This is a genomic window from Pseudomonas tensinigenes, assembly GCF_014268445.2.
Lineage (GTDB): Bacteria > Pseudomonadota > Gammaproteobacteria > Pseudomonadales > Pseudomonadaceae > Aquipseudomonas > Aquipseudomonas tensinigenes.
Genome location: NZ_CP077089.1, coordinates 1,356,380 through 1,371,731, shown reverse-complemented (window position 1 = coordinate 1,371,731; position 15,352 = coordinate 1,356,380). Strand labels below are relative to the sequence as shown.

Genomic DNA, 15,352 nt, shown 5'->3' with positions numbered 1-15,352 from the left:
ATGACCAAGCTCAAACATTTTTTTCTGCAATCAGCCGGCTGGCTTTTTTATCTCAGTCTGCTGATGGGCCTGGCCTTGATGCTGCCCACGTCCACATTCGACTCCGAGTCGAAGGACTTCATTTTCCTGATTGGCGCCGTGGGTATCTGGCGCTACTCGATGGGTGCAACGCACTTTGTGCGCGGCATGATTTTTCTCTACATCGTTTACCCGCACCTGCGCCGCAAAGTGCGCAAGCTGGGTAAAGCGGCGGACCCGTCGCATGTGTTTCTGATGGTCACCAGTTTCCGTATCGACGCGCTCACCACCGCGCAGGTCTACAGCTCGGTGATCCGTGAAGCCATCGACTGCGAACTGCCGACCACCGTGGTTTGCTCGATCGTGGAAATGTCCGATGAGCTGCTGGTCAAGGCGCTGTGGGCACGGATGAATCCGCCCGATCGCGTGAAGCTCGACTTCGTGCGCATTCCCGGCACCGGCAAACGCGATGGCCTGGCCTACGGTTTCCGCGCGATCTCCCGTCACCTGCCGGACGACCGCGCCGTGGTGGCCGTGATCGATGGCGACACCGTGCTCGGCGAAGGCACCGTGCGCAAGACCGTGCCGTGGTTCCAGCTGTTCGGCAACGTCGGCGGCCTGACCACCAACGAATTCTGCGAAGTGCGCGGCGGCTACATCATGAGCGAATGGCACAAGCTGCGTTTCGCCCAGCGCCACATCAACATGTGCTCGATGGCCCTGTCCAAACGCGTACTGACCATGACCGGTCGTATGTCGGTGTTCCGCGCCACCGTGGTGACCAACCCGGAATTCATCGCCGACGTTGAAAGCGACTCGCTGCAACACTGGCGTCTGGGCCGCTTCAAATTCTTGACCGGCGACGACAAGTCGAGCTGGTTCAGCCTGATGCGCCTCGGTTACGACACCTTCTACGTGCCTGACGCGGCGATCAACACCGTTGAACACCCGCCGGAAAAAAGCTTCATCAAGGCCAGCCGCAAACTGATGTTCCGCTGGTACGGCAACAACCTGCGGCAGAACTCGCGAGCACTGGGCCTGGGTGTGAAACGCCTTGGCGCGTTCACCTCGGTGGTGCTGTTCGATCAACGCGTATCGATGTGGACCTCCTTGCTCGGCCTGACCGTGGCGATGATCGCCAGCTTCAAATACGGCACCGCGTTCATCCTGGTTTACCTGCTGTGGATCGGCATCACCCGCCTGATTCTGACCCTGCTGTTGTCGTGCTCCGGTCACCGCATCGGCCCGGCTTACCCAGCGATTCTGTATTACAACCAGATCGTCGGTGCGCTGGTGAAGATCTACGTGTTCTTCCGCCTCGACCAACAATCCTGGACTCGCCAACCCACATCCCTGACCCGTGATCTCGCCAGCTTTCAACGTTGGTTCAACACCTGGTCGTCTCGGACCATGACCTTCTCCGCCGGCAGCATTTTCGTCGCCGTGCTGCTGATGATGGTCTGACCCGCCCCTATTGAATTAACAAGGAAATCGCCCCTATGAATACCGCCGTCAACGCCAACGTAGTGCATGAATCCGAAGCCCAGCGCCAACACGCCCGCGTGAAAATCCCGGCCAAACTGCGCTTCTTCGGTCCCGACCGGACGCCGGTCGAAGCGCGGGTCCTGGACCTCTCGGCCGGTGGTCTGGCGTTCAACGCCGGGCAAATGCCACTGACCATCGGCGAGGTGTACAAGGCGCGCCTGCAATTCGTCATCGACAACCTCGGCCTGGCCATGGACGTTGAACTGCAAGTGCGCTCCTACGACCGCCAGACTGGCCGCGTCGGCTGCCAGTTCCAGAACCTCGAGCAGCAGGACATTTCCACCCTGCGCCACTTGATCACTTCGCACTTGGCTGGCGACATCGTCAGCATCGGCGAAGTGCTGGCTACCCTGCAGCGCGACAACTTCACCAAGGCACGCAAGGTCAAGGACGGCGGCTCCGGCATGACCCCGTTCGGGCGCCTGAAAGCAGTTACGTTCAGCGCCGGTATCTTCGCGGTCGGCCTGGTCGCGGCGGGGTTCATTTTCAAATCGGTATACGGCATGTACTTCGTCAGCCACGCGCAGGCCGGTCTGGTCAGCGTGCCGGGGATGAACATCACCATGCCGCGTGACGGCACCGTGCAGAGTCTGGTCAAGTCCGACGGCGTTGCGGCGAAAGGCGCGCCACTGGCGACCTTCAGCACCAGCATGCTCGACGTGCTCAAGGGCCATCTGGAAGAAGATCAACTGTCGCCGGCCAAGGTTGAAGAACTGTTCGGCAAGCAAATGACCGGCACCCTGACCTCGCCGTGCGATTGCACCGTGGCCCAGCAACTGGTGGCTGACGGTCAGTACGCGAGCAAGGGCGACGTGATCTTCCAGTTGGTGCCGCGCAACACCCAGGCCACCGTCGATGCGCGCTTCTCCTATCGCCAGTTCGGCGACGTGCGTCCGGGTACCCCAGTGAGCTTCCAGATCGCAGGCGAAGACAAGACCCGCACCGGCAAGATCGTCAGCAGCACCAGCCTGAAGAGCGCCGACCTGTCCTCCGACATCCGCGTGCAGATCCAGCCTGACGAGCCGCTCGACAGCAGCCTCGCCGGCCGCCCGGTGGAAGTGAACAGCGACCGTGGCCCGAACCTGAACTGGCTGATCGACAAAGCCATGGCTGCTGGTCTTTAAGTCGAGGACATGCCTGTGACTACTCCACCCATCCTGAAAACACCGCGATCCCTGTGGGAGCTGGCCTGCCAGCGATTGGATCAGCGCGGTGTGTCTGATGTACCGCATCGCCTGCATCGCGAGCAGGCTCACTCCTACATGGGGACGGTGTGTGCCTTGGCATTGGCGGTCAGTCTGGCCGGTTGCGCCGGCCTGCCCGATCAGCGTCTGGCCAACGAAGCGCTCAAGCGTGGCGACACCGCCACCGCCGCGCAGAATTATCAGCAACTGGCCGATCTCGGTTACAGCGAGGCGCAAGTCGGCCTAGCCGATATCCAGGTCGACAGCCGCGACCCTGCGCAAATGAAACAGGCCGAGGCGACTTACCGTGCCGCCGCCAGTGTTTCGCCGCGCGCTCAGGCCCGTCTCGGCCGTTTGCTGGTGGCCAAACCGGGTTCCACCGAAGCCGAGCACCACGAAGCCGAAACCCTGTTGAAAAAAGCCGCCGCCAATGGCGAAGGCAACACGTTGATCCCGCTGGCGATGCTCTATCTGCAATACCCGCACAGCTTCCCCAACATCAACGCGCAGCAGCAGATCGATCAGTGGCGCAAATCCGGTTACCCGGAAGCGGGTCTGGCGCAAGTGCTGCTGTATCGCACTCAGGGCACTTACGACCAGCACCTGGATGACGTGGAAAAGATCTGCAAAGCCGCGCTCAACACCACCGACATCTGCTACGTCGAACTGGCCACGGTTTATCAGAAACGTGCCCAGCCAGAACAGCAAGCCGAGCTGATCGAGCAGATGCAGGCCGGTTACAGCCGTGGCACCGTCACTGCACAGCGCGTCGATTCCGTCGCCCGCGTACTGGCCGACTCGACCCTCGGCAAGACCGACGAGAAAACCGCGCAGTCGCTGCTGGAGCCGATCGCTCCGGGCTACCCGGCGTCGTGGGTGACCCTCGCACAACTGCTTTACGACTACCCGGAACTGGGCGACGTCGATCAGATGATGAAGTACCTCGACAACGGCCGCGCCGCCGACCAGCCGCGCGCCGAGCTGTTGCTGGGCAAGCTCTACTACGAAGGCAAAATGGTCCCGGCCGACGCCAAAGTCGCCGAAGAACATTTCCAGAAAGCCGTTGGCCGTGAAGTCGCCGCCGACTACTACCTCGGCCAGATCTATCGCCGTGGCTACCTCGGCAAGGTCTATCCGCAGAAGGCTCTCGACCACTTGCTGACCGCCGCGCGCAACGGCCAGAACAGCGCCGATTTCGCCATCGCCCAGCTGTTCTCCCAAGGCAAGGGCACCAAACCCGACCCGCTCAACGCCTACGTGTTCAGCCAATTGGCCAAGGCACAAAACACTCCGCAAGCCGATGAGCTGGCGACCACCCTCGCCGCGCAACTGCCGCCCGAGCGTCTCGCCGAAGCGCAACGTCTGCTGCAACAAGAGCAAGCCAGCCGTGGCGCTCTGAACCCGAACACGCTGCAACTGCACGCCCTGCAAGAAGAAGACGGCGAGGAAAAACTATGAAGCTGAATCCATTCGTGAAGGCCGGCATTGGCCTTTCGTTCGCGCTGATCTGGTCTTGCCCGACACTGGCCGCGATGACTGAAACCAAGAACTTCGGCCTCGAAGTGAAAGTCACCGGCCAGTCCGAAGATGACCGTGACCTCGGCACTGCCAGCGGCGGCGACGTCAACGGCGTCGGCCTCGACCTGCGTCCATGGATCTACGGCGAAAGCGGCGCGTGGAGCGCCTACGCCATGGGCCAGGCCGTGACCTCGACCGACATCATCGAAACCGACACCCTGCAACAATCCGACGGCGAACAAGCCACCGACAACAGTGATCGCAAAACCAAGAAAAACTACCTGGCGATGCGCGAGTTCTGGGTCGGTTACAGCGGCCTCACCCCGTACCCGGGCGAGATGCTCAAGTTCGGTCGTCAGCGTTTGCGCAATGACGATGGCCAGTGGCGCGACACCAACATCGAAGCGCTGAACTGGACCTTCGACACCACCCTGTTGCGTGCCAACGCCGGTGTTGCCGAACGCTTCAGCGAATACCGCACCGACCTCAAAGAGCTGGCGCCAAAAGACAAGGATCGCCTGCACGCCTACGCCGACGCCGCTTACCAGTGGACGCCGGGCAACTGGGTCGGTATTCGCGGTCATCACACCCACGATGACGGCAAACTCGATTACGCCGAACCGGGCGTGCCGCGCGACTCGCTGGACAAAACCGAGAACGGCGACATCAGCTGGATCGGCCTGACCGCTGACAGCGACGCCTACAACTGGCGCAACACCAACACCGTCAACTACTGGGGCAGCATCACCGGCATGAGCGGTGACCGCGACACGGTCAACGCGCTGAACGCCGATGGTTCGCGCCCGGCGCAAGCCAAGCGCAGCGATGACGTCAACGGCTGGGCCACCGACATCGGTGTGCGCCTGCGCCTCGATCCGCAATGGCAAGTCGGCGGTGCCTATGCCCGTGCCAGCGCCGATTACGAGCAGACCGGTCTGGAGAGCAACCGCTCCAACTACACCGGTACGCGCTCGCGTGTGCACCGTTTCGGCGAAGCGTTCCGTGGCGAAATGAACAACATGCAGACCGCGACCCTGTTCGGTTCGTGGATGGTAAACGACGAGTACGACGCCAGCCTGATCTACCACAAGTTCTGGCGTGTCGACGGCAACAAGCCGGTGGGCAGCAACGGTATCAACGCCGTGGAAAACAACACCGACGACGCCACCGGCGCGATCCTCTCCAGCACCTCGCTGCCGCTTGAAGACGGCAACAAGGATCTGGGTCAGGAGATGGACCTGGTCGTCACCAAGTACTTCAAGCAAGGCCTGTTGCCGGCGGCGTTGAGCCAGTCGATCGACGAGCCTTCGGCCCTGGTGCGCTTCCGTGGCGGTGTGTTCAAACCGGGCGATGCCTACGGCAAGCAGGTTGATTCGTACATGCACCGCGCGTTCATCGACGTGATCTGGCGCTTCTGATGCAAACCGCCAAGGGAGTGCCCGACATGATCAGCACCAGGATAGGCTCACTCAGCCTGCTGGCCGGCGCGATGCTGCTGGCCAGCGCTGGCGCCTTCGCCAACGTGGAGCCGACGGTGCCACAACCGGCCAAGCCGGCCACCATGGCTAAAGAGCTGCAACAAGCCAAGACCTACACCGTCAGCAGCGCGCCGACCGAAGCGCTGAATCTGGCCGCGCCGAAACTGCCGGACATTTCCGGCAACACCGCCGAAGCCGCTGCGGCGAAGATCAACCGCAGCAAAGCGGGCAAGATCAGCGTGCGCCGGATGATGCAGGAAGATGCGCTGAAGGACTTTATCGGCGGCGACAACAAGATGGCCGAATGGGTGGTGCGTCAGCACGGTATCCCGCAAGCGATCTTCGTCGATGACGGCTATATGAACCTCAAGGATCTGGCGCAGAAACTGCCCAAGCAGTATTTCAGCGAGACCGCGCCGGGCGTGTACCTGTCGAAGCTGCCGATCGTGGTTGGCCGTAAAGGCATCCTCGAAATCGACGGCCAGACCCAGGAACTGCGCCTGTCGCAAGAGGCCGGTGCGTTCATGGTCAACGACGGCCAGCTGTTCGTGCGTGACACCAAAGTCACCGGCTGGCGCGAGAAGGAAAACGGCCCGGCGACCTTCCGTTCGCCGAAGGAATTCCGTCCGTTCCTGCTCGCCTGGGGTGGCACCGAGACCTACATCGTCAACAGCAAGATGGCCAGTTTCGGCTACGCCAACAGTAAGTCGTACGGCGTGAGTATTTCCCAGTACACGCCGAACATGGCCAAGGTCCTCAAGCGTCCTGAACCGACTGGCTGGATCGTCGGCTCCGAGTTCTCCGACATGTGGTACGGCTTCTACTGCTACGAGACCCGCGACTTCGTGGTCAAGGGCAACACCTACAAAGACAACATCGTCTACGGCATCGACCCGCACGACCGTTCCCACGGTCTGATCATTGCCGAGAACACCGTTTACGGTACGAAGAAGAAGCACGGGATCATTATTTCCCGTGAGGTCAACGACAGCTTCATCTTCAACAACAAGAGCTTCGACAACCACCTCTCGGGCCTGGTGATCGACCGTAACAGCGTCAACAACATCATTGCCTACAACGAGATCTACAAGAACCACACCGACGGCATCACCCTCTACGAGTCTGCCGACAACCTGCTGTGGGGCAACAAGGTCATCAGCAACAAGCGCCACGGCATCCGCATTCGTAACAGCGTGAACATCCGCCTCTACGAAAACGTCGCCATGGCCAACGGTTTGACCGGCGTCTACGGCCACATCAAGGACCTCACCGACACCGACCGTGACATCAAGCTCGACCCGTTCGATGCGCAGGTGTCGCTGATCGTCGTTGGCGGTGAGCTGGCGGCCAATGGCAGCGGCCCGCTGTCGATCGATTCGCCTTTGAGTGTCGAGCTGTATCGCGTGTCGATGCTGGCGCCGACCAAATCCAGTGGCATCAGCTTCAACGGCATCCTCGGCGAGCGCCAGGATGAAATTCTCGACCTGCTGGTGCGCCAGCAGAAAGCCGTGCTGATCGACCCTGTCGAACGCCAGACCGAAATGCGGGACTGAGGATAATTTTATGCACCCACACTTGATCAGATTACTCAGCCTGTCGGCCCTGACCGTGGGCATTCTCGCGGCCAGCAACGGCGCCCGCGCCGATGAAGGCGCCGCTGCCACGCCGCCAAAATTCAGCGCCGAACCGTGCTGCAACCTGTGCCCGGCCGCCCATGACGCGAAGAACTACACCACGCGTTATCAGCAGAACTTCACCACGCTGGTGCAGGCCCAGGGCGACTGGTTGTTCCGGACTCAGGAAGATCTGCGTACCGAGTTCAACACCACCCCGGCCGGCTACAAACGCCTGCAACAACTGCACGATGCGTTCAAGGCCAAAGGCGTTGAGCTGGTGATCGTCTATCAGCCAACCCGTGGCCTGGTGAACCGCAACAAGCTCAACCCGCAGGAAAAAGCCGCGTTCGATTACGAGAAAGCGCTGGGCAACTACAAGACCATGCTCGGCCGTTTTGCCAAGATGGGTTACGTGGTGCCGGACCTGTCGCCGCTGACCAACGAGTCGCTGCCGGACACCCTGCCCGCCCACGATTTCTACTTCCGTGGCGATCAGCACTGGACGCCATACGGTGCGCAGCGCACAGCGAAAATCGTCGCCGAGAAGGTCAAGCAGATCCCGGCGTTCGCCGACATTCCCAAGCGTGAATTCGAGACCAAGCGCTCCGGGCGCATGGGCAAGACCGGCACCCTGCACAACATGGCCGGGCAACTCTGTGGCACCAGTTACGCGATCCAGTACATGGATCAATTCACCACCGAGCCTAAGGGCGAAGCGGGTGGCGGCGACCTGTTCGGTGATTCCGGCAACCCGCAAATTACCCTCGTCGGTACTTCGCACAGCGGCAAGAACTACAACTTCGCCGGCTTCCTCGAAGAAGCCATTGGCGCCGACATTCTCAACGTCGCCTTCCCCGGCGGTGGTCTGGAAGGTTCGATGTTGCAGTACCTCGGCAGCGACGAATTCCAGAAGACTCCGCCGAAAATTCTCATCTGGGAATTCTCGCCGCTGTACCGCCTCGATCAGGAAACCATCTATCGCCAGATGATGTCTCTTCTCGACAACGGCTGCGAAGGCAAAGACGCGCAAATGTCCGCGAGCACTACGCTCAAGCCGGGCAGCAAACAAGAACTGCTGGTCAACAGCAAGAACCTGAACCTGCAGAACAGCAGCCATCAGGTCGACATCCGCTTCGCCGACCCTTCGGTGAAAACCCTGCAAGCCACCCTCTGGTACATGAACGGTCGCCACGAGGACATCAAGATCGAGAAACCGGAAACCTCCGACACCGACGGTCGTTTCGCCTTTGAGTTGCGCACGGACGAAGACTGGGCCTCGCAAAACCTGCTGGCGGTCGAAGTCCAGGGCCCGGAAGCGGGCACCGCGCCACAGAAAGTCGAAGCGAAAATCTGCAAACGCAACGTATTCCCGGGCGCTGGGCAACAAACCGCTCAGGTCGGGCAATGAGGTCTGCTATGCGAAACTCGAAACTGAAAACTCTTTTAGCGCCGACGCTGCTCGGGCTGGCGATGTTCGCCGGGGCGACTCAGGCCGCCGCGCCACTGCGTCCACCTCAGGGCTATTTCGCGCCTGTGGATAAATTCAAGACCGGTGACAAAAGCGAAGGCTGCGATGCGATGCCGACGCCGTATACCGGGCCGCTGCAATTTCGCAGCAAATACGAAGGTTCGGACAAGGCCCGCGCAACGCTGAACGTGCAGTCGGAAAAAGCCTTCCGCGACACCACCAAAGACATCACCACGCTGGAACGCGGCACTGCAAAACGGGTGATGCAGTTCATGCGCGACGGTCGCCCGGAACAGCTCGACTGCACGCTGAACTGGCTGACCGCGTGGGCCAAGGCCGATGCGTTGATGTCGAAAGACTTCAACCACACCGGCAAGTCGATGCGCAAATGGGCGTTGGGCAGCATGGCCTCTTCGTACATTCGTCTGAAGTTCTCCGACTCGCACCCGCTGGCCCAGCATCAGCAGGAAGCGCAGTTGATCGAGGCGTGGTTCAGCAAAATGGCCGATCAGGTCGTCAGCGACTGGGACAACCTGCCGCTGGAAAAAACCAACAACCACTCGTACTGGGCAGCGTGGTCGGTGATGGCGACGTCGGTCGCGACCAACCGCCGCGACCTGTTTGACTGGGCAGTGAAGGAATACAAGGTCGGCGTCAATCAAGTCGATGCCGACGGCTTCCTGCCGAACGAACTCAAGCGTCAGCAACGCGCTCTCGCCTATCACAACTACGCCCTGCCGCCGCTGGCGATGATCGCCAGTTTTGCCCAGGTCAACGGGGTTGATTTGCGTCAGGAAAACAACGGTGCGCTGAAGCGTCTTGGTGATCGGGTGTTGGCGGGGGTGAAAGACCCGGATGAGTTCGAGAAGAAGAACGGCAAAGAGCAGGACATGACCGATCTGAAAGAGGACATGAAATTCGCCTGGCTCGAACCGTTTTGCACGCTCTACACCTGTGCGCCGGATGTGATCGAGAAGAAGCGCGGCATGCAGCCGTTCAAGACCTTCCGCCTGGGTGGGGATCTGACCAAGGTCTACGACCCGTCCCATGAGAAGGGCAACAAGGGTTCATGAAAGGCGAACAGCAAAAGCCCCTCACCCTAACCCTCTCCCAAAGGGAGAGGGGACTGACCGAGGTGCTTTTGAGAAATCCGCCGACCTGATACATCGAGTCGATCTTAGGTGTTGAAAAACAATCGAGATCAGGCTGCACAGAAATACCGAGTCGATCTCAGGCTTTGAAAAACATCTGAGATCAGGCTGTAAGGAAATACCGAGTCGATCTCCATTTTTGAAAACCATGGAGATCAGGCTCCCTCTCCCTCCGGGAGAGGGCGGGGGGTGAGGGGCGCGGTCTGAAGGCCTCCCCGAAACCTCAAGCAAACACGCATCACCCCTCCACTACCACGGGGGGGTTGGGGGGGCTTTGGCCCTTGACTGTTGGTTCAAACATGGAGAGATCGGGATGGTATTTTCATCCAACGTGTTCCTGTTTCTGTTCTTGCCGATCTTTCTCGGCTTGTACTACTTGAGCGGGCAACGCTATCGCAACCTGCTGCTGCTGATCGCCAGCTACGTGTTCTATGCCTGGTGGCGTGTGGACTTCCTCGCGCTGTTCGCCGCCGTCACATTGTGGAACTACTGGATCGGCCTCAAAGTCGGTGCCGCCGGTGTGCGGACCAAACCGGCGCAGCGCTGGCTGTTGCTCGGCGTAGCAGTCGACCTGTGCATCCTCGGCTACTTCAAGTACGCCAACTTCGGCGTCGACAGCATCAACGCGATGATGACGTCGGTCGGTCTTGAGCCGTTCATCCTCACCCACGTGCTGCTGCCGATCGGGATCTCGTTCTACATCTTCGAATCGATCAGCTACATCATCGACGTGTATCGCGGCGACACCCCGGCCACGCGCAACCTGATCGACTTCGCGGCGTTCGTGGCGATCTTCCCGCACTTGATTGCCGGCCCGGTTCTGCGTTTCCGCGACCTCGCCGACCAGTTCAACAACCGCACGCACACCCTCGACAAGTTCTCCGAGGGCTGCACGCGGTTCATGCAGGGTTTCATCAAGAAAGTCTTTATCGCCGACACCCTCGCGGTGGTCGCTGACCATTGCTTCGCCCTGCAAAACCCGACTACCGGTGATGCCTGGCTCGGCGCGCTGGCGTACACCGCGCAGCTGTATTTCGACTTCTCCGGTTACAGCGACATGGCCATCGGTCTGGGCTTGATGATGGGTTTCCGTTTCATGGAAAACTTCAAACAGCCGTACATCAGCCAGTCGATCACCGAGTTCTGGCGTCGCTGGCACATCAGCCTGTCGACCTGGCTGCGTGACTATCTGTACATCACCCTCGGCGGTAACCGTAAAGGCACGCTGATGACCTATCGCAACCTGTTCCTGACCATGCTCCTCGGTGGTCTGTGGCACGGCGCGAACATCACCTACATCGTCTGGGGCGCCTGGCACGGCATGTGGCTGGCGATTGAAAAAGCGCTGGGCCTGAACACTTCGCCGCGCAGCCTCAACCCGATCCGCTGGGCGCTGACCTTCCTGCTCGTGGTCATGGGCTGGGTGATCTTCCGCGCGGAAAACCTGCACGTTGCCGGGCGCATGTACGGCGCGATGTTCAGCTTCGGCGACTGGTCGCTGTCGGAACTCAATCAGGCCAGCCTCACCGGTCTGCAAGTGGCGACTCTGGTCGTGGCGTACGTGACGCTGGCCTTTTTCGGTCTGCGCGATCTCTACACCAACCAGCCGCCAGCCAAGACCAAGCCTGAAGTCAACGTCGAGGCCAACGGCCCTGCCACCGCGACCCCGGGAATGATCAAAGCAGCGCCTGGCGAAAACCCGGCGAGCATCCACGAGCCTGGCTACACCGTCGGCGTCGAAGCCCAGGTGCAACCGGCCTACTGGAGCGCGGACTGGTCCCGCTATGTGATGCGCGGCCTGATCCTGCTGCTGTTCATCGCCTCGATTCTCAAACTCTCGGCGCAAAGCTTCTCGCCGTTCCTTTACTTCCAGTTCTGAGGGATCTGACATGACCCGCTCATTACGCATCTTCTACATCGCCCTGTTCCTGGTGACGCTGTTGGTCCTCGGTCTGTGGTCGGTTCGCAGCTTCTTCGGCTTCAGCACCAACGCCGATGCGACAGTGCTCAACGGCCGCTGGACCAAGGCTGTGGAAACCCACTACGACGATGAATTCCCGATCAAGCGTCTGGGCACCAATCTCTGGGCCGCGCTGGATTTCAAACTGTTCAACGAAGGTCGTCCGGGCGTCGTGCTCGGTCGCGATCAGTGGTTGTACAGCGATGAGGAATTCAACCCGATCGTCAACGAAGAGCTGAACCTGCAAGGCAACTACGCGCTGGTCGAAGGCGTGCGCCAGACCCTCAAAGACAAAGGCGTGAAACTGGTGATGGCGATCGTGCCGGCCAAGGTTCGTTTGTACCCGGAACATCTGGGTGAAGTGAAACCGGCGAGCATTCACGAAAACCTTTATGAGGATTTCCACGCCCGTGTTGCGGCCGACAAGATCCTCGCCCCTGACCTGCTCAAGCCATTGCAACAGGCCAAGCAAAACGGTCAGCAAGTGTTCCTGCGCACCGACACCCACTGGACGCCGGAAGGCGCGGAGATCGCGGCGAACACCCTGGCGAAAACCATCGCTGACAAGTTCCCGCTCAGCGGTGAGCCGCAGCGCTTCGTCACCACCCCGGCGGAGAAGGTCACGCACAAGGGCGATCTGCGCTTGTTCCTGCCGCTCGATCCGCTGTTCGAAAACCTGATGCCGGCGCAAGAGCCGCTGCAAAAGCGCAACACCGTCGCGGCTGGCGAACAGCCTGCCAGTGACGACGCACTGTTCGCCAGCAATGAAGTACCAGTGGCACTGGTCGGCACCAGCTATAGCGCCAACCCTAACTGGAACTTCGTCGGTGCACTGAAACAAGCGCTGCACAGCGACGTGGTGAGCTACGCCGAAGACGGCCACGGCCCGATCCTGCCGATGCTCAGCTACCTGAAAAGCGATGACTTCAAGAACAGCCCGCCACAGGTGCTGATCTGGGAGTTCCCTGAACGATATCTGCCTGTGAACAACGAAATCGGCGACGCCGACCCGCAGTGGGTCGCAGAGCTTAAACAAGCCGGCGCGCGCCAACAAAACGTAGCTGTAAACACTAAATCCGAGACGCCCGATCGGGCGCAAAACTGAAAGAGAGGTACACCATGACTTTCACGACTACTCCTCGTCGTCTCGCTAAAAGCTTCGCACTGGTTGCTGGCCTCAGCGTGCTTTCCGTCCCTGCCTTCGCCGGTGGCGACGCCGCGCTGTACGGCCCGACCGCACCGAAAGGCTCGACCTTTGTGCGTGTCTACAACGCCAGCAACGCTGAAGTCAGCGCGACTGTCGGCAGCACCAACCTGAGCGACGTTGCGCCACTGGCCAGCAGTGACTTCAGCTTCATGCCGGGCGGTGATTACAGCGCCAAAGTTGGCAGCCAGACCCTGCCGGTGAAACTGGCTGGTGACCACTACTACACCCTGGTCAACAACGCTTCCGGCGCGCCGCAACTGATCGAAGAGCCGCCGTTCAAGAACAAGCAGAAATCCCTGGTACGCGTGCAGAACCTCAGCGACAAACCGCTGACCCTGAAGACCGCCGACGGCAAGACCGACGTGGTGCCGAACGTGGCAGCCAAGGGCCGTGGCGAACGTGAAATCAACCCGGTGAAAGTCAGCCTGGCGCTGTACGAAGGTGACAAGAAAGTCGGCGACGTCAAACCGGTCGCCCTTGAGCGCGGTGAAGCCGCAGTGCTGTACGTCACCGGCAGCGGCAGCAGCCTGTCGCCAGTCTGGGTAAAACGCCCGGTGTCGACTCGCTAATCGCTCGAGCTATCAGCTACAAGCCTCAAGCTGCAAGTGAAGTGCTTCTAACTCGCCACTTGCAGCTTGCAGCTCTCAACTGCATTTTATGGAGTAAACAATATGATTCCGGTGATCTTGTCAGGTGGTAGCGGTTCGCGTCTCTGGCCGCTTTCGCGTAAGCAGTTCCCTAAACAGTTCCTCGCCCTGACCGGCGAACACACTCTATTCCAGCAGACCCTCGAGCGTCTGGTGTTCGAAGGCATGGACACCCCGATCGTGGTCTGCAACAAGGATCACCGCTTCATCGTCAACGAGCAGTTGGCCAATCGCAAACTGGAATGCCAGCGCATCCTCATGGAACCGTTCGGCCGCAACACCGCGCCGGCCGTGGCGCTGACCGCGATGATGCTGGTCAATGAAGGCCGTGACGAGTTGATGCTGGTGCTGCCGGCCGACCACGTACTGGAAGACCAGAAAGCCCTGCAACGCGCCCTCGCCCTGGCCACCGTCGCTGCCGAAAACGGCGAAATGGTCCTGTTCGGCGTGCCGGCGACCAAACCGGAAACCGGTTATGGCTACATCAAATCCACCGGCGATTCGCTGCTGCCCGAAGGCGTCAGCCGCGTTTTGCACTTCGTCGAAAAACCTGACGTCAAACGTGCCACCGAGTACGTCGAATCCGGCGGTTACTACTGGAACAGCGGCATGTTCCTGTTCCGCGCCAGCCGCTTCCTCGAAGAGCTGAAAAAGCACGATCCGGACATCTACGACACCTGCCTGCTGACCCTCGAGCGCAGCCAGCAAGACGCCGACACCATCACCTTCGACGAAGCCACCTTCGCCTGCTGCCCGGACAACTCCATTGACTACTCCGTCATGGAAAAAACCCAGCGCGCCTGCGTCGTGCCGTTGACCGCTGGCTGGAGCGATGTCGGTTGCTGGTCGTCGCTGTGGGAAGTCAACGCGAAAGACGCCAACGGCAACGTCACCAAAGGCGATGTGGTGATTCAGGACAGCAAGAACTGCATGATCCACGGCAACGGCAAACTGGTGTCGGTGATCGGCCTGGAAAACATCGTTGTGGTCGAAACCAAAGACGCCATGATGATTGCCCACAAAGACAAGGTTCAGGGCGTCAAGCAGATGGTCAACACGCTCAATGAGCAGGGCCGCAGCGAAACCCAGAACCACTGCGAAGTCTATCGTCCGTGGGGCTCGTACGACTCGGTGGACATGGGCGGGCGTTTCCAGGTCAAGCACATCTCGGTGAAACCGGGCGCGTGCCTGTCGCTGCAGATGCACCACCACCGCGCCGAACACTGGATCGTGGTCAGCGGCACTGCCGAAGTGACCTGCGATGAAAACGTGTTCCTGCTCTGCGAAAACCAGTCGACCTACATCCCGATCGCCTCGGTGCACCGCCTGCGCAACCCGGGCAAGATCCCGCTGGAAATCATCGAAGTTCAGTCGGGTTCGTACTTGGGTGAAGACGATATCGAGCGCTTCGAAGATATCTACGGCCGCTCCACCCCGATCGAACGCGGCGTGTCGGTGAAAACCATCGCGCAGTGATCGATCTGCAATAAGAAGCCCTCGTCCAGCCCGCTGCGTCCCCTATCCGCAGCGGGTTGGGTGGGGGCTTTTTTTTAGAATCAG

11 protein-coding genes are annotated in these 15,352 nt (G+C 60.3%); all 11 read left to right on the top strand.

The window, feature by feature from the left end:
* The 11 genes from alg8 to HU718_RS05855 all read left to right on the top strand — a co-directional run bounded on the left by alg8 (window position 1) and on the right by HU718_RS05855 (window position 15,268).
* Window positions 1–1,482, top strand: coding sequence for a mannuronan synthase (gene alg8, locus HU718_RS05905; RefSeq protein WP_175555292.1), 1,482 nt, complete (start codon window positions 1–3; stop codon window positions 1,480–1,482).
* A 35-nt stretch (window positions 1,483–1,517) separates the two neighbouring features.
* Window positions 1,518–2,687 carry an alginate biosynthesis protein Alg44 gene (locus HU718_RS05900; RefSeq protein ID WP_077571216.1) on the top strand — a complete coding sequence of 390 codons (1,170 nt, stop codon included), beginning with the start codon at window positions 1,518–1,520 and terminating at the stop codon, window positions 2,685–2,687.
* 15 nt (window positions 2,688–2,702) lie between these two features.
* Complete coding sequence (algK, locus tag HU718_RS05895) at window positions 2,703–4,205, top strand: alginate biosynthesis TPR repeat lipoprotein AlgK (protein ID WP_186612384.1); 1,503 nt, start codon at window positions 2,703–2,705, stop codon at window positions 4,203–4,205.
* Window positions 4,202–5,683, top strand: a complete 1,482-nt coding sequence (locus HU718_RS05890) for an alginate export family protein (protein WP_095119394.1) — start codon at window positions 4,202–4,204, stop codon at window positions 5,681–5,683. Before algK ends, HU718_RS05890 begins: the two co-directional genes overlap by 4 nt.
* Before the next feature lie 26 nt (window positions 5,684–5,709).
* Complete coding sequence (gene algG / locus HU718_RS05885) at window positions 5,710–7,296, top strand: mannuronan 5-epimerase AlgG (RefSeq protein ID WP_186612383.1); 1,587 nt, start codon at window positions 5,710–5,712, stop codon at window positions 7,294–7,296.
* Window positions 7,297–7,306: 10 nt separating this feature from the next.
* A complete protein-coding gene (locus tag HU718_RS05880) occupies window positions 7,307–8,767 on the top strand; it encodes an alginate O-acetyltransferase (RefSeq protein WP_186612382.1) in 1,461 nt (486 codons plus the stop codon).
* Window positions 8,768–8,775: 8 nt separating this feature from the next.
* The gene (locus HU718_RS05875) at window positions 8,776–9,900 is read left to right on the top strand and encodes a mannuronate-specific alginate lyase (protein WP_186612381.1); all 1,125 of its coding nucleotides are present in this window, start codon (window positions 8,776–8,778) and stop codon (window positions 9,898–9,900) included.
* Window positions 9,901–10,291: 391 nt separating this feature from the next.
* Window positions 10,292–11,857: an MBOAT family O-acyltransferase gene (locus HU718_RS05870; protein WP_064118394.1), complete on the top strand. Its 1,566-nt coding sequence runs from the start codon at window positions 10,292–10,294 to the stop codon at window positions 11,855–11,857.
* 10 nt (window positions 11,858–11,867) lie between these two features.
* Window positions 11,868–13,043: an alginate O-acetyltransferase gene (locus HU718_RS05865; protein WP_186612380.1), complete on the top strand. Its 1,176-nt coding sequence runs from the start codon at window positions 11,868–11,870 to the stop codon at window positions 13,041–13,043.
* Between the two features lie 14 nt (window positions 13,044–13,057).
* Complete coding sequence (locus tag HU718_RS05860) at window positions 13,058–13,714, top strand: alginate O-acetyltransferase AlgF (RefSeq protein WP_007914291.1); 657 nt, start codon at window positions 13,058–13,060, stop codon at window positions 13,712–13,714.
* A gap of 102 nt (window positions 13,715–13,816) precedes the next feature.
* Window positions 13,817–15,268: a mannose-1-phosphate guanylyltransferase/mannose-6-phosphate isomerase gene (locus HU718_RS05855; RefSeq protein ID WP_186612379.1), complete on the top strand. Its 1,452-nt coding sequence runs from the start codon at window positions 13,817–13,819 to the stop codon at window positions 15,266–15,268.
* Window positions 15,269–15,352 lie beyond the last annotated feature (84 nt).

Bases quoted from the DNA above. Each gene is read 5' to 3' on its own strand.
- HU718_RS05880 (WP_186612382.1), top strand. From the start codon at position 7,307: ATGCACCCACACTTGATCAGATTACTCAGCCTGTCGGCCCTGACCGTG.
- HU718_RS05855 (WP_186612379.1), top strand. From the start codon at position 13,817: ATGATTCCGGTGATCTTGTCAGGTGGTAGCGGTTCGCGTCTCTGGCCG.
- alg8 (WP_175555292.1), top strand. From the start codon at position 1: ATGACCAAGCTCAAACATTTTTTTCTGCAATCAGCCGGCTGGCTTTTT.
- HU718_RS05870 (WP_064118394.1), top strand. From the start codon at position 10,292: ATGGTATTTTCATCCAACGTGTTCCTGTTTCTGTTCTTGCCGATCTTT.
- HU718_RS05860 (WP_007914291.1), top strand. From the start codon at position 13,058: ATGACTTTCACGACTACTCCTCGTCGTCTCGCTAAAAGCTTCGCACTG.
- HU718_RS05875 (WP_186612381.1), top strand. From the start codon at position 8,776: ATGCGAAACTCGAAACTGAAAACTCTTTTAGCGCCGACGCTGCTCGGG.
- HU718_RS05900 (WP_077571216.1), top strand. From the start codon at position 1,518: ATGAATACCGCCGTCAACGCCAACGTAGTGCATGAATCCGAAGCCCAG.
- HU718_RS05890 (WP_095119394.1), top strand. From the start codon at position 4,202: ATGAAGCTGAATCCATTCGTGAAGGCCGGCATTGGCCTTTCGTTCGCG.
- HU718_RS05865 (WP_186612380.1), top strand. From the start codon at position 11,868: ATGACCCGCTCATTACGCATCTTCTACATCGCCCTGTTCCTGGTGACG.
- algG (WP_186612383.1), top strand. From the start codon at position 5,710: ATGATCAGCACCAGGATAGGCTCACTCAGCCTGCTGGCCGGCGCGATG.